This window comes from Segatella copri, assembly GCF_002224675.1.
GTDB classification, from domain to species: domain Bacteria; phylum Bacteroidota; class Bacteroidia; order Bacteroidales; family Bacteroidaceae; genus Prevotella; species Prevotella copri_U.
In genome coordinates, this window is sequence record NZ_NMPZ01000002.1 from 157,359 (window position 1) to 183,357 (window position 25,999).

Annotated in this window: 24 protein-coding genes; 6 read left to right on the forward strand and 18 right to left on the reverse strand. The window is 47.3% G+C overall.

From position 1 onward, the window contains the following. Position 1: 1 nt before the first annotated feature. From CFT61_RS02670 to CFT61_RS02750, 17 genes are all read right to left on the reverse strand, one after another. Positions 2–1,504 (reverse strand): complex I subunit 4 family protein, encoded by a 1,503-nt coding sequence (locus CFT61_RS02670; protein ID WP_089542940.1) that lies wholly within the window; start codon positions 1,502–1,504, stop codon positions 2–4. A 33-nt stretch (positions 1,505–1,537) separates the two neighbouring features. Next, positions 1,538–3,493, reverse strand: a complete 1,956-nt coding sequence (gene nuoL, locus CFT61_RS02675) for an NADH-quinone oxidoreductase subunit L (RefSeq protein ID WP_089542941.1) — start codon at positions 3,491–3,493, stop codon at positions 1,538–1,540. A 6-nt stretch (positions 3,494–3,499) separates the two neighbouring features. Continuing rightward, the gene (gene nuoK, locus CFT61_RS02680; protein ID WP_006846356.1) at positions 3,500–3,808 is read right to left on the reverse strand and encodes an NADH-quinone oxidoreductase subunit NuoK; all 309 of its coding nucleotides are present in this window, start codon (positions 3,806–3,808) and stop codon (positions 3,500–3,502) included. After that, positions 3,805–4,332: an NADH-quinone oxidoreductase subunit J family protein gene (locus tag CFT61_RS02685; protein WP_089542942.1), complete on the reverse strand. Its 528-nt coding sequence runs from the start codon at positions 4,330–4,332 to the stop codon at positions 3,805–3,807. The genes nuoK and CFT61_RS02685 overlap by 4 nt, the downstream gene beginning before the upstream one ends. 15 nt (positions 4,333–4,347) lie before the next feature. Continuing rightward, positions 4,348–4,878 carry a NuoI/complex I 23 kDa subunit family protein gene (locus CFT61_RS02690; protein WP_089542943.1) on the reverse strand — a complete coding sequence of 177 codons (531 nt, stop codon included), beginning with the start codon at positions 4,876–4,878 and terminating at the stop codon, positions 4,348–4,350. A 34-nt stretch (positions 4,879–4,912) separates the two neighbouring features. Then, complete coding sequence (gene nuoH / locus CFT61_RS02695; protein ID WP_089542944.1) at positions 4,913–5,998, reverse strand: NADH-quinone oxidoreductase subunit NuoH; 1,086 nt, start codon at positions 5,996–5,998, stop codon at positions 4,913–4,915. Between the two features lie 2 nt (positions 5,999–6,000). Next, positions 6,001–7,572 (reverse strand): NADH-quinone oxidoreductase subunit C, encoded by a 1,572-nt coding sequence (locus tag CFT61_RS02700; RefSeq protein ID WP_089542945.1) that lies wholly within the window; start codon positions 7,570–7,572, stop codon positions 6,001–6,003. A gap of 19 nt (positions 7,573–7,591) precedes the next feature. Then, entirely contained in the window at positions 7,592–8,317 is a 726-nt protein-coding gene (locus tag CFT61_RS02705) for an NADH-quinone oxidoreductase subunit B (protein WP_089542946.1), read from the reverse strand. After that, a complete protein-coding gene (locus CFT61_RS02710; RefSeq protein WP_089542947.1) occupies positions 8,308–8,658 on the reverse strand; it encodes an NADH-quinone oxidoreductase subunit A in 351 nt (116 codons plus the stop codon). Before CFT61_RS02710 ends, CFT61_RS02705 begins: the two co-directional genes overlap by 10 nt. A gap of 247 nt (positions 8,659–8,905) precedes the next feature. Beyond that, positions 8,906–9,520 (reverse strand): deoxynucleoside kinase, encoded by a 615-nt coding sequence (locus CFT61_RS02715; RefSeq protein ID WP_089542948.1) that lies wholly within the window; start codon positions 9,518–9,520, stop codon positions 8,906–8,908. A gap of 26 nt (positions 9,521–9,546) precedes the next feature. Beyond that, entirely contained in the window at positions 9,547–10,164 is a 618-nt protein-coding gene (locus tag CFT61_RS02720) for a deoxynucleoside kinase (protein WP_089542949.1), read from the reverse strand. A gap of 222 nt (positions 10,165–10,386) precedes the next feature. Continuing rightward, a complete protein-coding gene (locus CFT61_RS02725) occupies positions 10,387–11,568 on the reverse strand; it encodes an AGE family epimerase/isomerase (protein WP_176425477.1) in 1,182 nt (393 codons plus the stop codon). A 4-nt stretch (positions 11,569–11,572) separates the two neighbouring features. After that, positions 11,573–12,916, reverse strand: a complete 1,344-nt coding sequence (locus tag CFT61_RS02730) for an MFS transporter (RefSeq protein ID WP_089542950.1) — start codon at positions 12,914–12,916, stop codon at positions 11,573–11,575. Positions 12,917–13,013: 97 nt separating this feature from the next. After that, a complete protein-coding gene (locus tag CFT61_RS02735; RefSeq protein ID WP_089542951.1) occupies positions 13,014–14,186 on the reverse strand; it encodes a glycoside hydrolase family 130 protein in 1,173 nt (390 codons plus the stop codon). Positions 14,187–14,214: 28 nt separating this feature from the next. Continuing rightward, positions 14,215–15,378 (reverse strand): glycoside hydrolase family 26 protein, encoded by a 1,164-nt coding sequence (locus tag CFT61_RS02740; protein WP_254918826.1) that lies wholly within the window; start codon positions 15,376–15,378, stop codon positions 14,215–14,217. 4 nt (positions 15,379–15,382) lie between these two features. Beyond that, positions 15,383–16,711, reverse strand: a complete 1,329-nt coding sequence (locus CFT61_RS02745; RefSeq protein WP_089542952.1) for an acetylxylan esterase — start codon at positions 16,709–16,711, stop codon at positions 15,383–15,385. Between the two features lie 285 nt (positions 16,712–16,996). Next, complete coding sequence (locus CFT61_RS02750; protein WP_089542953.1) at positions 16,997–17,947, reverse strand: hypothetical protein; 951 nt, start codon at positions 17,945–17,947, stop codon at positions 16,997–16,999. A 196-nt stretch (positions 17,948–18,143) separates the two neighbouring features. Between CFT61_RS02750 and kdsA the strand changes: the two genes are divergently transcribed. The 4 genes from kdsA to CFT61_RS02770 are packed head-to-tail and all read left to right on the forward strand — an operon-like array spanning position 18,144 to position 21,839. Next, positions 18,144–18,896, forward strand: a complete 753-nt coding sequence (gene kdsA, locus CFT61_RS02755) for a 3-deoxy-8-phosphooctulonate synthase (protein ID WP_176425478.1) — start codon at positions 18,144–18,146, stop codon at positions 18,894–18,896. Then, complete coding sequence (locus tag CFT61_RS02760; RefSeq protein WP_089542955.1) at positions 18,896–19,855, forward strand: KpsF/GutQ family sugar-phosphate isomerase; 960 nt, start codon at positions 18,896–18,898, stop codon at positions 19,853–19,855. Before kdsA ends, CFT61_RS02760 begins: the two co-directional genes overlap by 1 nt. Positions 19,856–19,911: 56 nt before the next feature. After that, positions 19,912–21,177, forward strand: coding sequence for a cardiolipin synthase (cls, locus tag CFT61_RS02765; RefSeq protein ID WP_089542978.1), 1,266 nt, complete (start codon positions 19,912–19,914; stop codon positions 21,175–21,177). Positions 21,178–21,203: 26 nt separating this feature from the next. Further along, entirely contained in the window at positions 21,204–21,839 is a 636-nt protein-coding gene (locus CFT61_RS02770; RefSeq protein WP_089542956.1) for a response regulator transcription factor, read from the forward strand. A gap of 144 nt (positions 21,840–21,983) precedes the next feature. Here CFT61_RS02770 and CFT61_RS02775 read toward each other — a convergent pair whose 3' ends face one another. Continuing rightward, positions 21,984–22,940, reverse strand: coding sequence for a LuxR C-terminal-related transcriptional regulator (locus CFT61_RS02775; RefSeq protein ID WP_089542957.1), 957 nt, complete (start codon positions 22,938–22,940; stop codon positions 21,984–21,986). A 357-nt stretch (positions 22,941–23,297) separates the two neighbouring features. On the opposite strand from CFT61_RS02775, the gene CFT61_RS02780 reads away from it, so the two are divergent. Together CFT61_RS02780 and CFT61_RS02785 are read left to right on the forward strand one after the other, a co-directional pair. Continuing rightward, complete coding sequence (locus tag CFT61_RS02780) at positions 23,298–24,599, forward strand: hypothetical protein (protein WP_089542958.1); 1,302 nt, start codon at positions 23,298–23,300, stop codon at positions 24,597–24,599. 72 nt (positions 24,600–24,671) lie between these two features. Further along, positions 24,672–25,925, forward strand: coding sequence for an imelysin family protein (locus CFT61_RS02785; protein ID WP_089542959.1), 1,254 nt, complete (start codon positions 24,672–24,674; stop codon positions 25,923–25,925). Positions 25,926–25,999: the final 74 nt, after the last annotated feature.

A 25,999-nucleotide genomic window follows, 5' to 3' on the forward strand; every position in this document is an offset into this window, starting at 1 on the left:
ATTACATGATTACACTAAAGATAGGACCTACGGCGTCCATGATAATCTTCTCTGCCCAGAGTGGGAACATACCGAGACCTGCAACGCAGGCAATCAGACCTGCTACAGCGATACGCTCGTCCCAGGTAGCATCGTGGAGCTTCTCCAACTTTGGATTAGGAACCTTCTGATAAAGGATCTTACCAACACAACGCAGGATGTAAACCGCTGTTACTACGATTGATGTACATGCGATGATGGTACATACACGATGGAATGTATCTGCATTCTGGAATGAACCTACGAAGATGGTCATCTCGGCTACGAAACCTGAGAAACCTGGCAAACCGAGGTTAGCCAAACCAGCTACTGCATAACCTACAGAGAGGAATGGAATAATCTTCATCAAACCACCCAGGTAACGTACGTCACGTGTACCAGCCTGATGGTAAATCATACCGATAACGGCGAAGAAGAGGGCGGTCATCAAACCGTGAGACAACATCTGGAGGATTGCACCAGTAGCAGCTGTCTCTGTCATCATACAGAGAGCGAAGAGCACCATACCACAGTGAGATACTGATGAGTAAGCGTTGATGTACTTCAAGTCGGTCTGTACACAAGCTGACAAAGCACCATATACGATAGAGATGGTAGTCAGCACGAGGAATACCTTGATCCAGAATCCGTGAGTAGCAGCTGGCAAGAGGAACATGGCGATACGGAAGCAACCGTAACCACCCAACTTCATCAATACACCGGCATGCAACATAGATACAGCTGTAGGCGCACTTGCGTGACCGTCAGGAGACCATGTATGGAATGGGAACAGCGCACCGAGGATACCGAAACCGATGAAGAGCAATGGGAAGAACACGTTCTGCACGCTCTCTGGGATAGCATGAGCGCCATTGGTATGGTGAGCGATATCCAGGATTTCGAAGGTCTGAGCACCACTGTAGAAGTAGATACCCAGGATACCGATGATGAGGAGTGCAGAACCACCCATCAACATCAAGGTCAACTTCATGGCAGAATACTCCTTCGCACCACTACCCCATACACCGATGAGGAGGTACATTGGAATCAGCGCTACCTCATAGAACATGAACATGGTGAACATATCGATAGAGATGAAGAAGCCATATACACCGATGCTCAAGAGGGTGAACCAGAGGAAGTATTCCTTCTTCATTGGCTCCATCTGCCAAGAGGCAAATGTACCGGTGAACACGATGATGGATGTCAAGAGAATCATCACCACTGAGATACCATCCACACCGAGTGAATAGTTGATGTGCAATGGTTCAAACCAAGGCACACAGGGATAGGTGAAGAGCATCGGAGCTTGGTCGGCTGGCATTGTCTCACGAGCTTCGAGAAATGCAAACACCAAATAGATGGAGAGTGCGAGCAATACGCTGGCACCGGCTACCATCACACCACGAACCTGCTTGTCGTTGCGTGCCAACCAGAGGCCGAGCAACATCAGGAGTGGTACTATGACGAATATACTTAAATTCATTTCTTTTCTATTTACTTAATTGTGAGACATTCATTAAAGAAGAGCGAGCAGACACAGGGTCAATGCCACTGTACCGGTGAGGAACCAGATAGCATAGCTGCGAACATCACCACTCTGCCATGGACGGATAGTCTCGCCTGCCTCCTGTGCACCCCAAGCCATGAAGTTGAAGGTACCATCGATGACACGACGGTCGAACCATGCGATTGGCTTTGAGAACAGACCGAAGACAATCTTGTGAGTGAAGAACTGCCAAGCATCGTCGATATAGAAACGGTTCAAGGCTGCCTTGTGCAACTTAGGCATCTTCTTAGCCAAAGCGTCTGCCAATGGAGTCTTCTTAGGAGCATACATGTAAGTAGCCAAACCGATACCGATGATTGCAACAATCACAGATGTAGTAGCCACGCTCATGTCGATATGGATATCGTAGCTCTGACCTGTAGCAGATACGAAGTGACCGAATGGAATCAGACCACAGAGGCAAGAGATGATGGCGAGGAATACCAATGGACCCCACATCACGAATGGAACCTCCTGTGGCTTACGACGGTTCTCTGGATCCAGCTCATAGTAGCTCTGTCCCCAGAAGATCACGTAGTAAAGACGGAACATGTAGAATGCTGTCATACCAGCTACCACGGTCATGAACCAGCCCATGAATGGAGAGAACTGGAAGCATGCTGAGATGATCTCATCCTTTGACCAGAAACCTGCGAATGGAGGAATACCTGCAATCGCCAAGCAACCAATCAAGAAACAGATGTTGGTAATAGGCATGTACTTGTGCAGACCACCCATGTACTCCTTGAAGTTGCTGCCGATGATGACGATGATGGCACCAGAGCAGAGGAAGAGCAATGCCTTGAACATAGCGTGGGTAAACAGGTGGAAGATACCAGCCATGTAACCCAAACCACCGTGGTGGTTATCTACTGCGAAGCAGACACCGAGCGCTACGAGCATGTAGGCAATCTGAGAAATCGTAGAGAAAGCCAGACCACGCTTGATATCACGCTGGCAGCAAGCTACGGCTGCTGCATAGAATGCGGTGAAGGCTGCAATGTAAGCTACATAGTGCAATGTTTCAGGAGCATACTGTACCCAGATTGGGAAGAGGCTGGCTACCTGATAAACACCGGCTACAACCATGGTAGCGGCGTGGATCAACGCAGAAACAGGTGTTGGACCCTCCATCGCATCTGGCAACCAGATGTGCAATGGGAACATCGCACTCTTACCGGCACCACCGATGAACATGAGGAACAACGCTGTTGGCATAACCCAAGCTGCACCTGCCAAAGCTGAATTCAACTCTGGCTGAGCATTCAAGTCGTAGTTGAAGGTTCCTACGTAGAAGCTGTAGAACAGTATACCGATGAGGAAGAAGAGGTCAGCGAAACGGGTAACGATGAACGCCTTCTTGCTGGCATGAACTGCAGCATGCTTTGGATAGTAGAAACCGATGAGCAGGTATGAGCAGACACCCACCAACTCCCAGAACAGATACATCTGGAAGATGTTGGTAGCTACTACCAAGCCCAACATAGACATGGTGAAGAGGCTCAGGTAAGCGTAGAAACGCTGCATACCCTTCTCATATTCCTCAACCTTGTAGTTCTCATCACGCTCTGCCATATAGCCGAAGCTGTAGATGTGAACCATGAAGCTGACGGTGGTAATCACGATGAGCATCAATACAGAGATTGGGCTCAGACGGAAACCGATGTTGAAGGTGAGCAACTCAGTAAACTTCAACCATGTGAAATTAAATACGGTAACAGTTGGGTACATACCTGTAGAGGCATCGCGACCCACTGCAAAGAAGTACTCGTATGCTGTATAGACAGACATGGCGAATACACAGCCCATCAATACGGTACCGATGAGTGCTGCTACCGGTCTTTTCATCTTCATACCCACAAGTCCCAGAACCAGGAAGCTCAGGAATGGCAGAAGAAGTATCAAAAATGCATAATTGTATTCCATTGTCTTTTAGAATTTCATGTTTTCAATACTGTTCACCTGGTCACTGTGATAGTTGCGGTAAACGTTGATAATAATAGCGAGTGCTACGGCTGTCTCGGCTGCTGCTACTCCGATAGAGAACAATGTGAAGAAGAAACCTTCCAACTGTCCTGGGAAGAGGATGCGGTTGAACACAGCGAAGTTCAAATCGGCTGCATTCAATACAAGCTCGATGGAGATGAGCATGGCTACGAGGTTACGGCGTGTACAGAAGCCATAGACTCCGATGAAGAACAAGAGTGCTGAGAGCACGAAGAAATATTGTACTGGAATCATTTCTTATCCTCCTTTCTTGCGATTAAGATACCACCGATGATACATGCCAACAGGAATACGGAGATGAACTCGAATGGCAATACATAGCCATACTTGTCAGCACCTACCAGGGCAGAACCTACCTGCTCCATTGGCACCTCGGTGTCGGCTACAGATGCAGCCATATCAATAAAGTGATTCTTCAACACGATGACTGCCAAGGTGACGAAACCTACGAGGCAGACAAGTGCGCGGCCCAAGATCTTGCTACCCTTGACATGCTCCAGCAGACCCTGAAGGGTACGCTTAGATACCAACTGGATAGCGAAGACGTAGAGGATGGTGATACCGCCGGCATATACTGAAATCTGAGCAGCACCCAGATAGGTATAGTCGAGCAGGAAGAACATACCTGCAATACCGAAGAGCACGAACAACAGGAAGGTTGCCGCACGCATGATACGCTTGGTAGCTACGCACATGATGGCTGAGCCAAGGATGACTACTGCCAAGATGACGAACATAAATAAATTAGCTGTTATCATTGTCTAATGTCCTCCTTACTTAGTCTTGGTGTTAAACTTACCGATTTCCAATGGTGCACCACCCTCGATGAGGTTTGGAAGGCTACCGCCCTTATATACCTCCTTGTCAAGGTGCATCACCAACTTGTTGCGGTCGAAGACTGCATTCTCGAAATCGTTGACAAACTTGATTGCACCGAAGTTACATGCGTTGACACAGAGCTCGCAGAACATGCAGTCGCCCAAGTCGTACTGGTAATCCACCAACTTGCGCTTCTTCTTGCCTGTCTCTGGGTCCTCCACCATCTCGGTCTGAATCTTGATGGTATCGTTAGGGCATGACTTCTCACACAATGTACAACCCACACACTTGTAAGCCTCGTTCTCATCACGAACAAAGACCAAGCGTCCACGGAAACGTGGAGAGATGTGGAGTGTAGTCTTGCGGTTCTCAGGATACTGCTCTGTGCTCTTTGGTGTGAAGTACTCCTTCATGGTGACCTTCATACCAGTAGCGAGGGTCTTCAAACCCGCTGCAATACCGCCGAAATATGAATTGTTAGACATACTTTCTTATTATTATAATAATGTGTATTAAAGATTATCCGTGGATTCCGAATGCTACGCACACGGTCATCAAGATCAGAATGATGAGTGACAATGGCATCAGATACTTCCACTCCAACTTCAGGATCTGGTCGATACGCAGACGAGGGAAGGTCCAGCGTACCCACATCAGGAGCCATACCACCGCGAAGGTCTTACCGAAGAACCAGATGAAACCTGGGATGAGGTTCATCAGATTGTCGAAGCCCTCGATACCGATGTTCAATGGCGCCCAACCACCGAGGAATACGGTAGAAGCGATACCAGAAATCACGAAGAGGTTGAGGTACTCGGCCAGGTAGTAGAAACCGAAGCCCATACCTGAATACTCTGTGTGGTAACCGGCGGTCAACTCACTCTCAGCCTCAGCCAAGTCGAAAGGACCACGGTTAGCCTCAGCGTTACCTGCTACGAGGAATACGAGGAAAGCCAGGATTGCTGGTACATGACCCTTGATAATCAACCAGTTCCAAGCACCAGTCTGAGCCTCAACGATACCGCTTACCTGCATGGTTCCGGTGAGAACTACTGCAGAAATCAGGCAGAGGCAGAGAGACATCTCGTAAGAAATCATCTGTACGGCACCACGCATGGCAGAAACCACAGAGTACTTGTTGTTAGATGCCCAACCAGCGAGGAACACACCCAAAACGCCGATAGAACTTACGGCTGTGATGAGGAATACACCTACGTTGAAGTCAAGAATATGAGCTCCCTTGTTCCATGGAAGGAATGAGAAAGTACCTACAGAGGCAATGATCACGAGGAATGGTGCCATGTAGTAGAGCAGCTTGTCGGCTCTATCCACGGCGAAGATCTCCTTGATCAACATCTTGAGCACGTCGGCGAATACCTGGAAGATACCCCAAGGACCTACACGCATAGGGCCAAGACGGCACTGGAAGTAGGCACACACCTTACGCTCCATGAAGATAAGTACGATAGCGATGAGGGCATATGCTGTCAAAATGCAGACACCCACGAGCACGCACTCAATCAGAATCGACAGGAAGTCGCCCAGACCCAAGGTCTGGCGAAGCAGATTGTCGATGAATGTTGTTACTATACTAAAATCAAACATAATTATCTATCAATATCAGGGATTACGAAATCGATTGCTGCACCTGTAGTGATGAGGTCGGCGATCTTCTGACCACGGAGCATTGGATCCAAGGCTCCTGTGAGTGAGAGACCCATCGGACGCATCTTCATACGGTATGGACTCTTGTCACCCTTTGAGTCGAGATATACACCAAACTCGCCGCTGGCACCCTCTACAGAGAAGTACCACTGTCCCTCTGGAACCTTGATGATTGGCTTCTGCTTGATGTAGTACTCACCCTCTGGAATGTTGTCGATCAACTGCTCGATGATGTCCAAGCTCTGATACAACTCCTGGATGTGTACATAGTAACGATCCATTGAATCGCAACCGGTAAGGGTGATTTCCTTCCACTCTACCTTGTCGTACATATCGTATGGATGACGCTTGCGGGTATCGTTCTTCCAACCTGATGCTCTGCCGGCAGGACCGGTTACGGCATAGTTGATACAATCCTCAAGGTTCATTGGTCCTACGCCTTCGAGACGGTTGTGAGTAATCACGTTGTCGCCGAATACGTCGAGGTACTCCTGAATCATCGGACGGAGATACTTGCAGAGGGTCTTCACGTTCTGAACGAAGTTAGGGTCGATATCTGCCTGAAGGCCACCGATACGGTAGTAGTTCTGGATCAGACGGCCACCAGTGGTCTCCTCCATGACGTTCAATACGTGCTCACGGTCGCGCATGCAGTAGAGGAATGCGGTCAAGGCACCCAAGTCCTGTGCGGTACAGCCGAGGAACAACAAGTGTGAGTCGATACGCTGCAACTCATCCATGATGGTACGGATGTAGTGGATACGGTCTGAGAGTTCGATACCCATCGCCTCCTCGATAACGCCTACCAGAGCGTGGCGGTGCATCATCGCAGAAAGATAGTTCAGACGGTCGGTCAATGCCAAGGTCTGTGGATAGGTCATGCTCTCCCACATCTTCTCGATACCACGGTGAATATAACCAAGGTGTGGATAGATGCGCTTTACGGTCTCACCATCGATAACGGTCTGCAGACGGAGCACACCGTGGGTAGATGGGTGGTTAGGACCGATATTGACAACATACTCATCCTCGTCGAAGCGACGCTTCTCTGTAGCAACCAAGTGACCATCCTCGCTCAGGGAGTACTCCATGGTGAAGTCATCCTCTGGCTCATCGGTGCAAGGGAACTTGTTTGCCTCAGGGCTCATATCGAAGTCCTTGCGCAATGGATAGCCCTGGAAATCTGTGCGGAGGAAAAGACGGCGCATATCTGGGTGACCCAAGAACTTGATACCCACGAAATCGAAGACTTCACGCTCCAGGAGGTCAGCCACCTTCCAAAGGTTAATAACTGTAGGAATCACATCACTGCCATCCACCTTCTTGGCGATGGTCTTTACTGAGCAGCGCTCGCTGGTCTGAGTATTCTCGAGAATATAGATACATCCGAGACCTTCCTCACCGAAGTCTTCACCGATGATGGTAACAAGGTAGTCGAAATGCTTCTCGTTCTTCAACTTCGCCATTTCTGAGGCGAAATTATCAAAACTCAATTCAATATTATTCAGTTTCATGTTCTTATACCTTATTATATTAATCAGTTAGACCTTTCTGAGGGTCGAAATCCTCAGGTACTTCAGTTACGATGATAGGCTCCTTGTGTCCGAGCTTCTCGCTGTCAGAGAGGTTCTCGTTGCTCAAACCGCGGAGACCGCCCTTGCTCATAGAGAGCTCCTTCTCATCCTGATTCATCTTGTGGTTGGCACCACCGAAGAATTTCTCAACCTTTACCTTACGCTGCAACTGCATCATACCGTAAAGGATAGCCTCAGGGCGTGGAGGACATCCAGGGATATAAACATCCACAGGAACCAACTCGCTGATACCACGAACCACATTGTAGCTCTTCTTAAACGGACCACCAGAGATGGCGCATCCACCCACAGCTACCACATACTTAGGCTCAGCCATTTCATCATACAAACGCTTGAACACTGGTGCCATCTTATTGGTGATAGTACCGGCACACATGATCAAGTCAGCCTGGCGTGGAGAGTTACGGGTTACCTCGAAACCGAAACGGGAGAAGTCGTAACGGGCACAACCTACAGCCATGAACTCGATACCACAGCAAGAAGTACCGAAGGTCAGTGACCAGAGTGAGTTACTACGTCCCCAGTTGATGGCAGCATCAAGGGAACCGACTACCACGTTAGCACCCCCCTCATTGAGCTCCTGCGCAATCTTTTCGAGGGTGTCATTGTCCTTAAACTCGTCGTAAGGAATACTCTTGATAGAGGCTCTTTTGTTTACTTCCATTCCAATGCTCCTTTCCGCCAAGCGTATGCAAGGCCAAATACCAATACCAACAGGAAGAACCCGATGCTCACGAGAGCCATTGGTCCAAACTGCTTAACTACAACTGCCCATGGGTAAAGCATTACTGTCTCGATATCAAACATCAGGAAAAGGATGGCGAAGAGATAGTAACCGATGTGTGATGGCAACCATGAGCTGCCACGTGTCGGAATACCGCACTCAAAAGGTTCACCCTTAACCGGATTGTATGAACGAGGACCGATCAACTTCGCGATGACATAAGCAGCCACCACCAAGGTTACAGCCGTCAGCAAAACGGTGATAAATAGTGTAAAGTTCATAAAAATTTTTATAACGTTATTTTTGTCTAATTGCTTCTAAGCGGCTGCAAAGGTAGCAAATATTTCTGAAAGAATATAATTTTTAATGTTAAATGTTAAATATCGGGCAAAAAAAAGGTTATTAGATGCTAAAATAGGTTGTATCGGGCATGTATCCGACTGTATATGGATACACATTCGCCAGTGGCGGACAGGCATCCGACACTGGCGAACATACGTTGTTTCTGTTATAGAATAAGCCAAACTATTATTTGAATAAGCCAAACAGTTCGGCGTCGATGAGATCGGTAACCTTGCGGAAATCCTCAGGATTATCAGCAAACTCCAAGGTATCGCCATCGATGATGATGAGTCGGCCCTTGTAATCCTTGATCCATTCCTCGTAACGGTTGTTCAAGCCCTGGAGATAGTCGATGCGGATGCTCTTCTCGAAATCTCTGCCTCGCTTCTCGATGTGCTTCACGAGGGTCGGGATACTGCTCTTGATGTAAATCATCAGGTCTGGAAGCTTCACCAGACTGATCATCAAATCGAAGAGATCGGTATAGTTCTTGAAATCCCTGTCGCTCATCATGCCGATATCGTGAAGATTTGGGGCAAAGATGCGCGCATCCTCGAAGATGGTTCTATCCTGCACGATGGTCTGCTCCGAACGGGAAATCTCCACCACATCGTGGAATCGCTTGTTCAGAAAGTAAATCTGAAGATTGAACGACCATCGCTCCATATCCTTGTAATAATCGGCAAGGTATGGATTGTTATCTACCGGCTCGAAGTTTGCCTTCCAGCCATATCTCTTGGCAAGCATCTTGGTCAAGGTAGTCTTGCCGCTTCCTATATTTCCAGCTATTGCTATATGCATTTTATTACTTTTTTACGTTTTTACTTTTAAGAGAAGAAGCCGAAGAGCTTGGCATCAATCTTGTCGATGATATCTCCAAACTGCTTGGGATTATGCTCGAAGTCGAGGTTATCCACCTCTACTACCAGCACCCTACCCTTATACTTGTTCATAATGAAATCATCGTAGAGAAGATTGATTCCCTCAAGATAATCGATAGGCATCTTCTGCTCGTAGTCACGGCCTCGTTTCTGAATATTCTTCACAAGATGTGGTACAGAAGAACGGAGATAAATCATCAGTTCCGGCATCTCCACCACTTCCATCATCGACTCGAAGAGTTCCATATAGGTATCGAAGTCGCGCTGGTCCATATTACCCATCTTTCTATTATTGGCTGCAAAGACATACACGCCCTCAAAAATGGTACGATCCTGAATGACAGTCTCCTTACAATGCTGAATCTCAAGCAGATTCTTGAATCGCTGCTTCAGATAGAAGACCTCCATATTGAGAGCCCATCGGGGGATGTCCTTGTAATAGTCATCGATGTAGGGATTCTCTGCCACTGGCTCCAAGTACTGTTTCCAGCCGTAATGCTTGGAGAGCATCTTGGTAAGCGTGGTCTTTCCACTACCGATATTTCCTGCTACTGCTATGTACATTTTTTCTTATATTGAGTATTGAATCTTGAATATAGAATGAGGCTGGCTCCAGGCAAGTCCCAATTCTACAGACTGCAAATATACAATATTTATTCGGAATAAACAAAAAAAGTCTCACAGTTTTCACAAATTACGCTAATTATTCTCCGGAAAGAAGAAAAACCGCGTAAGCAGTGAAAGCTGCAAGACTCCATCTAACAATTAACTATACCTATGAATATTCTAATATTCACGCTCTATCAGTTCGAGACACATTCTAGAGTTGTGATAAGGGCACTTCCAGAAGCCCGCCTTATCATCTTCCTTATTCACCGTACCATCTTCGAGGATAGCCCAGTGCCACTCTCCGTTCTGCAGATCCAGAAGATGCTTTGCCACATAGTTCCAGCAACGAATGGCTACTTCGAGATTCTCATCCGTACGGAAATACTGATAGAGATCGATATGACCGATGATATTCTCACACTGTACCCACCACTGGCGCTGGAGATCATACTTATCACTATCCTTCCAGTGTTCATATACCATACTGCCATCAGGGCGCAAGCCCTCATCAGCAGCATCGGCAATGCGGCGGATGATGCGCTCTATCCTATGGAGTACTTCCTTATCGCCCAAGACGAGCGCAGTTTCGTGGAGCAGCCAGGATGCCTCGATATCGTGACCGTAACTCTCAATGTTTCTCTTACCTTCCCACTCATCATTGAAGAAAAGGTCGAGATGACAAGTCTCCTTATTGAGCAACTTTTCGGTAAAGATATCCAGGAGATTGCGGATGCTCTTTTCCAACTCTTCGGTCTTCCACACACGATAGAGATTGGTATATGGCTCAATGATATGCAGATGAGTATTCATGGTACGGGAACCATTCTCATCCTTATCAGAGAGTCGCATGTCTGCGATAGGCTGCCATTCACGGGTCAGTGCCTCAATATATCCATTGTTCTTGGCATCGAAGGCATGCTTTTCGATGTCGTGATAGAGGGAGATGGCAATATCCAGCGCTTCCTTATCTCCTGTAGCACGCGCATACTCGGAAAATCCGTAAATGGCAAAGCCGATAGCATAGGTCTGCTTCTTGGTATCAAGCGGATTGCCCTTGTAATCAACACTCCAGTAGATGCCACCATATTCCTTATCCAGGAAATGATCACGCACATACTCCTTGGCACGGGTTGCAGCCTCCAGATACTCTGGCTTCTTCAATACCCGGTAGGCTGCAGAAAAGGCCCACAGGATACGGGCATTCATTACTGCACCTTTCTCGGCTTCAGGATGTACCTGGTCGTTGCCATCCACACGTCCATAGAAGCCACCATTCTCTTCATCCTTTACCTTGTGAATCCAATAGTTGAGGATGTTGTTTTCCAACACATCCTTCATTGCTTTTTTCAGATTTTCCATATTATTACTTTTTTATAGGGAACTTCCAAGCAAGAACCATCAGCAGGAATGCGATGAATGCTGGGAAAAGACTGAACAAAGACCATACCATGGTAAGCACAGAATCGGTGACACTGGCTGGATCTATCATGGTATTACCCATCTTGTCGGTAATCATATTGGCACCTGCCCAACCCAGGAAAAGGGCGATGAGCGAACCGGAAATGGCGGTACCAAACTTCTGACTCATCGTACCTGAGGAGAAGATGAGACCGGTAGCTGAGGTTCCGAAATGATCGGTATGATAATCGGCTACATCGGCATACATAGACCACAACAATGGAGAATAGATACCGATACCTACAGAGGTCAATACCACGAGGGCTATCATCACCCAGATATAAGCTGGATCCATCGGGATAAAGAAGAATGCCAATGAAAGTATCAGACAGAGGGTTGCTGCCCAGAAGAATGCCATCCGCTTGCTGCCTACCATACGGGTGAACCAAGGTGAAACGCCTCCGAAAATCATACAGGTTACCTCACCGAACGCCATGAACACCGTGTAGTTGATGATCAATCCCTCGATGGTGACATTGCCATGCAGGCAGTAATCGAACATATAACCCGCTACTGCATAACGGAAGCCATTGAAGAAGTTGGTACATACGGCTATGGCGGTCATGTAGAGCCAAGCCTTGTTGTGTACCAGGTCGGCAAACTGGTGGAAGGAGAACTTCTCTGCTCTCTTCGGCTTCAGCCGCTCCTTGGTAAGAAGACCGCAAGCCAGGGTCATCACGGCTGCAACGACACCCAGGATGGCACCGATAACGGCATACTGATGGGTAGCAGTACCGCCCACCATCTCCTGAAGATATGGGAAAGAGAGCAAGGTGGCGAATCCCATCGCATAGGCACCCACCATACGGAAGGATGAGAACTGGTTCTTCTCGTCATCATCCTCGGTCATCACACCGAGCAGGGAACCATAAGGTACATTCACCATCGTATATATCGCCATCATCAGAAGATAGAGGGCATAGGCATAGATACGCTTGCCCACCGGACCGAAATCAGGCGTATAGAGCAGGAGCGCGAAAACCAATCCGAAAGGAACGGCTCCATAAATCAACCAGGGACGATAGGTACCGAAGCGGCTCTGTGTACGGTCGGCAAGACTACCCATCAGAGGGTCGGTCACCACATCAAACATACGAGCCACCAACATCAGCACGGCAGCATCGGCAAAAGAGAGTCCGAAGACATTGGTAAAAAACAGAGGGAAAGCGATAGACATCACCTTCCAAACGATACCACCGGCAGCGGCATCGCCCAAAGCATAAGCAATTTTTTCCTTTAAACTAGCCATTTTTACTTTGAACTTTACGAAAAAGGGATTCTTCCCTCGTCCATACAAAGAATACGGACGAAGGTTGAGAATCCCTACAATCTTAATACCTTTATACTTATTTACCTAATGTCTTTTTATTTTTAGCCACCAAGTCCTTGATCTTCTCTACAGAGAACTGAGTGCGATAGTCATCCTTTGGAGTATTCATACAGTAATCTACCAAACGGTCGATGGTAGAGGTAGCTACATGCATACGCGTATCAGAAGAAGCATAGTAGATAAATACCTTGCCATCCTCATCTGCAATCCAACCGTTGGCAAACACTACGTTCATCACATCACCAATATACTCAGGACCTTCTGGTACGAGGAGGTATCCACCTGGTTCTGCTATTACTTCTGTAGGATCCTCAAGAGAGGTCATATACATATAGAGCACATAACGGAGACCACTGGCACAGCCACGAACACCGTGAGCCAGGTGCAACCAACCCTTATCGGTCTTGATTGGGTGAGGTCCCTCACCATTCTTCACCTCCTGGATGGTGTGATAATGACGGGCATTGATGATCTTCTCTTCCTTGATCTCCGCATGGGTGATGTCATCTACCAGTGCCCAGCCGATACCACCGCCAGAACCTGTATCGATGAAACCATCCTGTGGACGGGTATAGAAAGCATATTTGCCATCTACAAACTCTGGATGAAGAACCACATTGCGCTGCTGACTCTTGGTCTTCAGGTCTGGAAGACGCTCCCAGTTGACCAGGTCCTTGGTACGGGCGATAGCTGCAGTAGCAGTAGCAGCACTCAGGTCGCCTGGCTGGTCATCATCGTGGCGTTCTGCACAGAACACGCCATAGATATAACCATCCTCATGGGCGGTGAGTCGCATATCATAGATATTGGTAGCAGGAATTACATCCTCTGGCATGGTGATAGGCTCATCCCAGAAACGGAAGTTATCTATACCGTTAGGACTCTCAGCTACAGCGAAGAAGCTCTTGCGGTCGGCACCCTCCACACGTACAACGAGGAGATACTTGCCGTTCCACTTGATGGCACCAGAATTGAGAGTAGCATTCATCATGATGCGCTGCATCAGATATGGGTTACTCTTCTCATCGAAGTCGTATCGCCATTCCAGTGGAGTATGTTCTGCGGTGAGGATTGGGTTCTTATATTTCTCGTAGATACCGTTACCCCACTCTACCGGTTCATTCTTGCGGCTCAACAATTCCTCGTGATGAGCACGGAGAGCCTTCACTTTTTCTTGAAATGTAGTCATAATATATCTATTTTACTTTTTTACCTTTTTACTTTTTTACCTTTACAATGTCTTTAACAAAGAGCACCTTCTTCTCCTTCTTGAAAGCCTTGAAGTCGTTCACGATGTCTCCATCTCCTACTCCAGGCAGGTAAGCTTCTTCCTGAGGCTTGTCCCAGGCATTGCGCCAGAAGAGCACATAGCTTACCTGATACTTTTGGAGAACAGACCAGAGGGTCTTCGTAAACCAGTCTTTCTTCTGAGAGATTCCCCGGCAACCGGTTTCGGTGAGGGCAGGAATCTTACCCACCTTCTTTGCCGCTGCCATCATGACATCCAGGCTGGCAGAGAGATTCTGCTGATAGGTAGCATCATCGTTATCAAATTCATAGATATCGATGCCCACCATATCCACATACTGATCTCCCGGGAAACGCTCCAAGAAAGCTTCGACGGTCTTCTCGCTTCCGAGATTTGGCGACCACGCCCAAACGATGTTGCTGCACCCTGCTTTAGTAAGTCTGTGATAGGTATTTGCATAAAGTTGGTTGTATTGTGCAGGTGTGCAACTGTTGGCGCCCCACCAGAACCATCCGCCATTCATTTCATGCCATGGTCGGAAGATTACAGGAATGAGTTTGCCGTCATTAGTCTTGAGAGAAAGGATGAAGTCTGATACTTTTTTGAGCCAGCAGTCAAATTTCTGCTGTTGGGCGCCTCCATCCAGGACGGCAGCCACAGCATCTCCCTTTGGATCCCAGGCATTCTCGCCTGTTGCCGGATTCCAAGGATGCCAACTCAAGGTAACGATTCCACCTCTTTTATATTGAGCGATGATTTCCTGGCGCATTCTGTCGAACGGAACACCATCCAGGTTTTCCTTGCTGTCGAGTTCTATCTTACCCAGATCGAATCCCATTACTGCGGGATAATCACCTGTAGTAAGAAGCACATCGCTCTTTCCTTCATCCCATTTCCAGGTGGTACCATACACAGGGTCATCCTGATGACCCAACATAATACCCTTGTTTAATATTTTCTGCAGACGAATTTTCAGTTGTTCAGCTGGTGTTTTGCAGCAAACCTTTTTGTCTTTGCTGCAAGATATACCTGCAGCCTGAACAGAAGCACCAGTGACACCATCCACCTGTGCCATAGCTCCCTGCATAGCCAGCAGACAAACAGCACTGATCAATATTCTTTTTCCTAACATAAATTTATTTAGTTAATTGTTGAATAATCCAAGCCTGCCATTCATCCCACTGCTCCTGATACCAGTAATGACCGGTCATCTGATAGAGGCTCAGAGTCTTTGGCGCTTTCACACTATTATATAATCCATAAGAAGAAGTTGGTGGAACCACCTCATCGTTATATCCGAAGCTATACCATCCAGGAACGGTGATGCGACGGGCAAAGTTGACACCATCGTAATAGCGGGCACCTTCCAATCTAGCCTTTTCCAGTTCGGTGAGCTTAGTCTCCTTCCAGGCAGCCCCCTGAGCTTTATTCTCCTTATAGAAGTAATGAGGCCAACCGCCTGCAACTCCATGAATTTCAGCTTCATAATCACACATGGCATCATGCACAGGAGCCAGGAACGTGATACGCTTATCGAGTGCAGCCACAGCTATAGAGAGGAATCCTCCCTGCGAAGAACCCGTTACGCCGATGGTCTTTCCATCCCATTCAGGAAGCGCTGCGATGAAATCCACTCCACGCACAGCTCCGGTGATGACTCTCTTATACGAGTTACGGTCTGGATTTTCGAGATTGGTATCCCAATAGCCGTTCAGTTCACCGTTCTGGAGATCATCATACACCTTCTGCTCCATCGTAACAGGTATGCCATGAATACCGATTTCCAATACGATACACTTGGATGGCGCGGTATAGGTATCACCTGCATAAGGACGAACACCCGCACCCGGAACCCGGAGCAAGGCAGGATATTTGCCTTCCTTTACCGGAACACTCAGGATACCATACATCTTAGAGCCCCATCGGTTGTTATTGTAACTGATCTCATATACATTCTTATCTTGAGTGCAGCGCTCTGGAAGCAACACCTTGGTGACATTCAGGTCTGTCTGGCGAGCCTCATCCAACGCTTTCTTCCAAAAAGCATCAAAATCCTTCGGTTCCTTGGCATAAGGCTGAATCTTTTCGGGAGAGAAGCCTGCGGTGCAGAGTCCTTCGTAATCCTTTCCATCCACATGAGCAATGACCTTGAATCGGTAGAAGCCCGGCTTATTCAAACTTCCGCTCCATTTCATCACACCATCCTTGAGGGTGGTACTTTTCTTCACATCCGGAAACATAGCAGGACCAGCCTCATAATTTACCTTCACATTGTTCAAAAGAGTACCACTCTTTCTAACATTCACTGTAAAGTTGGCCTTCTCACCCACCTTGTAGTTCCAGTCCTGGTGATCAGGAGTCACACTCACTACGATGTTGTAGCCTTTGATTTGCGCGCTCAGCCCGAGAGAGCCGAGCGCACTCATCAGAACACCTATAATTATTAACCTATAAACCTTCTGCATTTCGTTCTAATTGTTTTTATCGTTTATTTATGTTAGTTATTGCTTATCATAACTGTTATCGTTCACCCAAAATCCTCTCAATAGGATTATTAAGTTTTACGGTTGCAAAGTTAGCACTATTTTCTGAATAACCCTTGTACTTTTTTGCTCAATAAACGTACTATCACGGAAAAACTGAAAAAAATCAATATTTAATATAAGGCAATAAGTATATGACATCGCGAATTCAACAACAAGTAAAACAAATACCGAGTCTCGTAAAAAAGAGGCTCGGTACTTCATCATTTATTTCGCATGAAAGGCTATCAGACCTTCCATCGGAGACCGCATAATCTTGACAATATGAAGATGATGCTCATCCTCCATCACATTTCTCAGGGGAGCTTCAAAATAATGAGCGATGCTTCCCACGAACCCTATCATCGGAATCCCCTCTCCCAAAGAAGAATCCCAGGCTTTCACGCCAGGTTCCAACTGCGAGATATCCTCCTGACTGGCTTTTACATACTGGATATAAGGTATGAGATTGTTCTCGTAAAAAGCATGGAAGTTACTCAATACCACCCGATACAGTGCCATCGCCTCATTCAGTTTATCACTGCCGTTCTCATATTTCTCTCCCTCTGCTATCTGCTCAGAAATAAAAGGACAGATGGAAGCCAGAAAACGGTTTGCCAACGGTTCACGATACACCTTGTTGATGATACCGGGATAATCCAGTCCCGACCACTTCAGAAACCTCTTTTTGATAGCCGAAGGCAGACTGCCCTTGAAGATACCATTCAGGAAAAGCTTGCCCAAGACGGCACCGCTACCTTCATCACCCAGAATATACCCTAGAGGTGGCGTATTCATCACAATCTTCTCACCATCATAAAGACAACTATTGGCACCAGTGCCCAGAATGCATGCCATTCCAGGCTGATGTCCGAAAAGCGCTCTTGCCGCTCCTATCATATCCCCCTCAGCCTCTACCTTGGCTCCAGGAAAAGCCTGCTGCAAGAGAGAGTTCATCCGGGGCTTCATCGCCTCGGTTACACCGCTGCCATAGAAATATACTTCCTGTGGTGATTCCGGCAAGATGAGTTCCGACTTCAGTATCTGAAGCACTTCGGCATCCTGCATATGAATAGGATTGATGCCCTGCGTCTTGCAAGTCATCACTACTTGACCTTGCCCGTCTATCAACGACCAGTCGGTCTTGGTACTGCCACTGTCTGCTATGAGTATGTTCATTGTCGTATTTTTTAAATGCACTGCAAATGTAATGATTTTCGGTGAAATATCGCAAAGAAAAGGAAAAAAAGATACTTCATCAAGCTGATAATCTTAAAAAACGCACATTATTCTTGGGTTTTTCGTGAATTATTAATAACTTTGCACACAAATAGACAAATAATTAAGGAAGAAATAACAATAAAATATTATAATTATGGCAACATTCATTGCAGGACCATGCGTCATCGAGTCGATGGAACTACTGGATACAGTAGCTCAGGAACTCGTTCGTATCAACCAGGACTTAGGAACCAACATCATATTCAAGGCATCCTTCGATAAGGCCAACCGAACCAGCATCCACTCTTTCCGTGGTCCTGGTCTGGAGAAAGGTCTGCAGATGCTCAGCGACATCAAGTCGAAATATGGACTTCGCATCACCACCGATATCCACGAGAGCTATCAGGCTGAAGCTGCGGGCAAGGTATGCGATATCCTCCAGATACCAGCCTTCCTCTGCCGCCAGACCGACCTGCTCGTATCGGCTGCCAAGACCGGCAAGATTGTCAACATCAAGAAGGCTCAGTTCCTCAGCGGAAGAGATATGAAGTATCCGGTTGAGAAAGCTTTGGATAGCGGAGCCAGCGAAGTATGGCTCACCGAGCGTGGCAACTGCTTCGGCTACAACAATCTCGTGGTAGATTTCCGCAACATTCCGGATATGAAGGAGATTGTACCTAATGTCATCATGGACTGCACCCACAGCGTACAGCGGCCAAGCGCAGGCGATGGTAAGACCGTGGGCGACCGCAAGTTTGTGCCAGCTATGGCAAAGGCTGCCAAGGCATTCGGTGCAACAGGCTACTTCTTCGAGGTGCATCCAGACCCTGATCATGGCAAGAGTGATGCAGCCAACATGCTAGAGTTAAATAAACTTGAATCACTTATAGAAGAATTGATGAAATAATGGATGATAAAACTATAAGAAATTATGGCGAGCAGGCTCTCCGCGACGAGGCGCAAGCCATCCTCGACCAAATACCTTATTTGGACGACAATTTTGAAAAGGCAGTAGATATGATGTATCATTGCGAAGGCAAGATCATCGTTACGGGTGTGGGCAAGAGCGGACACGTGGGTGCCAAGATTGCAGCAACCCTCGCCTCTACAGGTACACCGGCTTTCTATATCAACCCGCTGGACGTATATCACGGCGACCTCGGTGTGATGACCGACAAGGACGTGGTGCTGGCACTGAGCAACAGTGGTCAGACCGACGAGCTGCTCCGCTTCATCCCGATGGTGCTCCACATGAACGTGCCTATCATCTCCATAACGGGCAATCCGAATTCACTGCTGGCAAAATACTCCAACCATCACATCACCGTCAAGGTGAAGAAGGAGGCTTGTCCGCTCAACCTTGCTCCTACCAGCAGTACCACTGCAGCCCTCGCCATGGGCGATGCTCTGGCAATAGCCCTGATGCAGGTGCGCCACTTCAAGCCACGCGACTTTGCCCAGTTCCATCCGGGCGGCGAATTGGGCAAGCGTCTCCTCACCACCGCCGAAGACGTGATGCGCAGCGAAGACATGCCTATCATCCCTAAGGAGATGCATCTGGGCGAGGCCATCATCCATGTGAGCAAGGGTAAGCTCGGACTGGGAATCTCGCTCGATGAAGACCAGCGTGTCATCGGTCTGATTACAGATGGAGATATTCGCCGTGCCATGGAGAAGTGGCAGGCTGAATTCTTCAACAAGACCGTGAGCGACATCATGACCACCACTCCGAAGATGGTGACTCCGAAGACCAAGATTTCGGAGATTCAGCGCATTATGCACAAATACAAGGTACATACGGTACTCGTAGTAGATAAGGATAATCATTTGAAAGGCATCGTAGATCACTATGCATGCATGGTTTAAGATTCAGGCACGGATTTACAGATTACACGGTTATAGATTACACGATTATAGATAAGATGAGATATTATTTATTAATAGCTACTTTATGGCTGGCTAGTTCGCTGTGCAGCGCACAGACCAGCGATTCATTGATAGTCAACCAGCTTCGCGGGAAGGGGGTCAGCTTTTCCCACGACAACTCCGTCACGCTCCTGATGAGCGGACAGGAGAAATTCGATGATATGTTTCAGGCAATCCGTCAGGCTAAGCACAGTGTGCATCTGGAATACTTCAACTTCCGCAACGACAGCATTGCCTCCCTCCTCTTCGACCTCCTTGCCGAGAAGGTGAAGCAGGGAGTCAAGGTAAGAGCCCTCTACGATGGCTTCGGAAACTCATCCAACAACAAGCCGCTTAGGAAACGGCATCTCAAGAAAATCCGTGCCAACGGTATCGAAATCTTCGAATACAAGCCCTTGAAGTTCCCATGGGTGCATGCCGTTTTCAACCGCGACCACCGCAAGATTGTAGTCATCGACGGACAGATAGCCTATACCGGCGGCATGAACGTTGCCGACTATTATATAAAAGGTACGAAGGTGGTAGGCGAATGGCACGATATGCACTGCCGCATCGACGGCAGCGAGGTGAATACCCTGCAGAAGATCTTCCTCAAGATGTGGAACAAGGTAAGCGGACAGCATATCGACGGCGAGGAGTATTACCGCAAGGAGAAGCAAGACTACCTGGTAGAGAATCTCAAACCCGATACCACCGCCACGGCTTATCACAAGACGGTGGGCATCATCAATCGTGAGCCGCATATCACGAAGGATATCATCCGCTACTTCTATGTGAATGCCATCAACGATGCCCAAGACAGCATCAAGCTCATCAGTCCCTACTTCACTCTGAGTCCCAAGCTCAAGAAGGCATTGAAGCGGGCGGTGAAAAGAGGCGTCAAGGTAGAGATCATGCTCTCCACCAGGAGCGATATCCCGCTCACCCCCGATTGCGGATTCTATAATGCCCACAAGCTGATGAAGGCTGGCTGCCATGTATGGATGTACACGCCGGGCTTCCATCATACCAAGATTATCATGGTAGATGGCAAGTTCTGTACCGTAGGCAGCGCCAACCTCAATGCCCGAAGCCTGCGATGGGATTACGAAGAGAATGCCGTGATTGTGGATTCATGCACTACTCACCAGCTCGACCGTCTCTTCGACAGGGAGAAGAAAGACAGTTTCCTGCTCAACGAGCAGAACTGGCGAGAGTGGCGCACCGGATGGCAAAGATTCAAGGGATGGTTTGCAGCAAAGTTCCTCACCCCATTCCTGTAAACAGATAACAGATATATCAGAGAAATATGATGAACGAAGAAATGAAGAAAGCAATGGCAGGCAAGGCGATGCCCGAACTCGCCATTGTAGATAACAATACGCTGGCAGCCTTGGGTCTCAAGGGACTGCTGGAGAGTGTCGTTCCGATGGTAAAGATCAGCATCTTCGGTACATTCGGTGAATTTGAGTCGAATGCGCCCGAACGTTTTATGCACTATTTTGTGTCGATGCAGATTCTTCTGGCTCACCGCAACTTCTTCATCGAAGAGTCGCATCGCCCCCATACCATCGTGCTTACCCCCTGCAACGACCTCAACTCGCAGCTGCAGGGATTCCACTGCATCTGCGTCAACGTACCGGAATCAAAGCTCATCCGACAGTTGATCCGTCTGCAGCGTTCGGGACATCCCCACGGCGAATATATCCCGCCTATGGATTCCTCAGAGTCCAGGGAGAAAGCCCTTTCAGACAGGGAAATCGAGGTACTCTCGCTGGTGGCACAAGGCAAAATCAACAAGGAGATAGCTGAAAAGCTCTTCATCAGTACCACCACCGTGATTACCCACCGCAAGAATATCCAGGAAAAACTGGGTATCAAGAGCGTTTCTTCGCTCACCATCTATGCCGTGATGCACGGTTATGTGGATATCAACAAGATCTAGCAGCCGGAGAGGCATCCCCCAAAATGATGATGCCTCTTACTCACATACCTATATATAATGATAGTGCCTTCCCCGCAAGCAGCAGGGAAGGCACTATCATTTTATAAAAAATAACATTTCGAAGGTCATTTTTCCTAAGCAAAACTAGAGTTTCACCGTGGAAATATCAACTAGATCGTTAACGATGGCATAAATCGTCAGGCCCGCAGGAGAATGAATCTGGAGCTTACGGGCGATGTTTCGGCGGTGGGTAATCACCGTGTTCACGGAGATAAAGAGATGGTCAGCTATCTCCTTGTTCGACATACCCTGAACCAGCGCAATGATTACATCCTTCTCTCGATCGCTCAACTGCTCATCGCTGTTCGGAGTCTGATTGATCATGCTCGAAATCTTGGCACTCACATCATTCTGCTTCAGTTTCCGCTCGGCATTTCTCACGGCAGGAATAAAGATTTCTTCCTCCACCTCAGAGTGATGCATAAGCCACTCCTCGTTGTTGTAAATATCATAGAGAGTGGCACTGAGCTGGTTGTTGTGCAGTCCATCCGAAGGCAGATACTTGATGATGATGCTCTTCAGCTCTTTCAGTTTCATATCCACCTGCATATGATGCTTCGAGAAGGTTTCGATATCAAAGTTGGTATTGGCATTACCATCTATAAGTGACTGAACATAAGGAAAAACCATCTTCTCCTCATACTTCATGTGGTTGGTGATGCTGTGGGCATAATCATCATAGAGTTTCAGGATCAGTCGTGCCAGATTATCCGTTTCATCAAGGGCATCCACAAGCTCCTTACGGATAAAAGGTAACTGGAAATCTATGTAGTAGGCATGCGATGCCTTGAGATAATGCAACAAGGTCGGCAACGACAACCGGTCTGCATTGTCGTACTCCTTGTAACCATTTATCGTAAAGTTTACCACGGCAAGGAAGGTGTAGGTATCCACATTCTGCTCATCGCAGACTTCCCTTACCGTCTTGTCGCCGAATCCCAGGTTGATGCCGAAGCTACCCAAGCTCTGCAAGATATTGTAATTGTCTCTAATGATGCTGATCATCTTGTCGTCAGCTTCATACATCTTCTGATTTTTCATCTTGTTCTATCCTTAAATGCAAACATCCTTGTATCAAGAACATTCATCATGTTTTTATTTCGGTTGCAAATATACAAAAAAGTTTCGAAACCCGCAATACCTAGAAATGGGGATGCCGATGTTTACCGAAATTTAGGTATTGCAAGATTTTTTAAAACTCCGTACCTTTGCACCCGAAATCGAGAAAGAGCGCGGTGATGATTGCCACTCCCGAGCGGCAGAGCTGCGTAATTCCTTATCAAGCCACAGGGCTTTAAGGAGATACTAGGTCTCTAAAGTGTCGAGAAAGCAAGCAGATATCCGCGCTCTTTTCCTTATATTAAATTATACGATAACAATAATTTCAAAATATCAAAGATGAACAGTTTAAGAATTGGATTGATGTCCGCTGCCCTCGTTGCCGGTTTGGCAACGGCAAGTGCACAAACTGTGGCTGCCGATAGTGTGATGCAGCATGTAAACGGCAAGCGCCTCAGCGTGGGTGGTTATGGCGAGGTTGCCATGAGCCGCAACTTCTATAGCGACCACGTAAGCCGTTACAGTTTGGCTGACGAGCACAAGAATGACCCTAGCCATGGTCGTTTCGATATTCCTCATGCAGTAATTTACCTGGGTTACGACTTCGGAAAGGGTTGGACTATGGGTACCGAGATTGAGTTTGAGCATGGTGGCGTAGGAATGGCCTATGAGAAAGAAGACGAAGAAGGTGGCGAATGGGAACAGGAAGTAGAGAAAGGCGGTGAAGTTGAACTCGAACAGTTCTGGATTCAGAAGTCATTCGGTCGTTGGGCTAACATCAAGGCTGGTCACATTGTAGTGCCTGTAGGTTTGAACAACGCTTACCATGAGCCATTGAATTTCTTCACTGTTTATCGTCCTGAAGGTGAGAATACGGTTCTTCCAAGCACCTGGCATCAGACAGGTATCAGTTTCTGGGGTAAGACAAAGGGCTGGAGATATGAATTGCAATTTCTGGCAGGTTTGAACTCAGATAACTTTACTAATACAGGTTGGATCAACAAGGGTCCTGGTACTCCTACAGAGGGAGAGATTGCAACCAAATATGGTACAGCACTCCGTATTGACAACTATTGTATCAAGGGCTTGCGCATCGGTTTGAGTGGATACTATGGTCATGCCATCGGCAATTCTTATCCAAACAACAAGGATGGTGCTGAGTCTAAATATAAGGGCGTTGTTGCTATCGGAGCCATCGACTTCACATACAACAACTACAACTGGATAGTTCGTGGCCAGGCAGACTACGGCTACCTGAGTGATGCAAAACAGTTGAAGTACTTTACTAATCGTCTAAATGGTCTCTCTCCATTCCATCACTCTGCATTTGTCAGCAAGAATGCTTTTGCCTATGGTATCGAGGCAGGATATAATATCTTCTCACAAATTGAGAAACTCCGTCAGGACAACCAGAAACTGTATCTCTTTGGCCGTTATGAGCACTATAATCCATATGCTTCCAAGACCAAGAATACATCATACGACTACACCAATGTACAGCGTATGGCAGTTGGTATCAATTACTATCCTGTGAAACAGATTGTAGTAAAGGCAGAATATTCACATCGCTTCCTGAAGAGCCAGTATAACAATGAGCCAGCCATCAACATCGGTGTGGCTTATGAAGGATGGTTTCTCTAAAGATTCTCACAGAAGAACTTAATATAAAGTGATTGAAACAAACATATCAATAACAAAATACTTATATTAAAAATGAAAAAGGTTTTTAAAAGTGCAGTAATGCTCATGGCAGCCTTTATGTTGCCATTAGGTTTCACATCATGCAGCAGCGATGATGATCCTGTAGAGAACAACGACTTTACAAACAAGGCATATGGCCAGGATGCTATGGATGCCTGCGATGAACTTTGCAATGCGCTCCGTGCAGCTTACAGCAAAGTAAACAACGCAAATTTGAGTGCAGATCAGGAAACATACCTGAAGAATGTATGTGCTAATGCAGTAGACAATACCATCCAGCCAACATACAAGTCATTGGCTGATGCAGTAGAGAAGTTGCATACAGCTCTTCCTAAGAGTGTAGATACCAACAACCTGACTCAGGAGAACATCAACAATGCCTGCGAAGCTTTCAAGGAAGCACGTGCCTTGTGGGAGAAGAGCGAGGCTTTCCTCGGTGGTGCAGCATCAGACTTTGATATTGACCCACACATCGACTCATGGCCATTGAACCGTACACTCCTCCACAGCTACTTTGCTACAGGTAAGTATAGTGATGCTGCGCTTGAGGATGCTTCTATCCTTGGTTTCCATGCACTTGAGTTTATCCTCTTCCGTGATGGACAGCCACGTAAGGTTGCAGAGTTCAAGGGAAACGATACCTACAAAGGCTTCACAGACGTAAAGGGTTCTGAGGAATTGAAGTATGCCGAGGCTGTTATCGAGGACTTGGTAAACCACGTATATGAGCTGGAGGTAGCATGGTCTGAGACTCCTAACGCATCTCGCCTCGCAGCAGTAAAGGCAGCAGGTCTTGAGTACCTGACAGACAAAAACCAGTCTTATGCAGCCAATCTGAAGAATGCAGGCAACACTTCTATCAGTAAGTTTGCAACACTGAAGGCAGCCATCCAGCAGCTTCTCTCTTTGGAGGAAGGTTCAGCCTGGGGTATCTCTAACGAGGTAGGTACAGCCAAGATTGCCAACCCATTCCAGGCAGGTGATATCAGCTACGTAGAGTCTCCATATAGCTACAACTCTATCACCGACTTCCAGAACAACATCCGTTCTATCGAGAACTTGTGGTATGGTGGCACTAATGGTACAAGCTCTAATGCTAAGTATAGCTTCCATCAGTTCTTCAAGGATAATGCATCTGCAGAAGGTCAGCGTGTTGAGACTGCCATCGCTAACGCTATCAGCAAGATCGGCGGTATGCCTTACCCATTCGTTAAGTACGTAAGTACTGTTTGGGGTAAGAAATTTGATGAAGTAAACCCAGAGTAATCTTGTGGTAAACTAACATACAGGAAGCATCTCACCATACTCTTTTTGGTGAGATGCTATTCTGCGCTAAACGA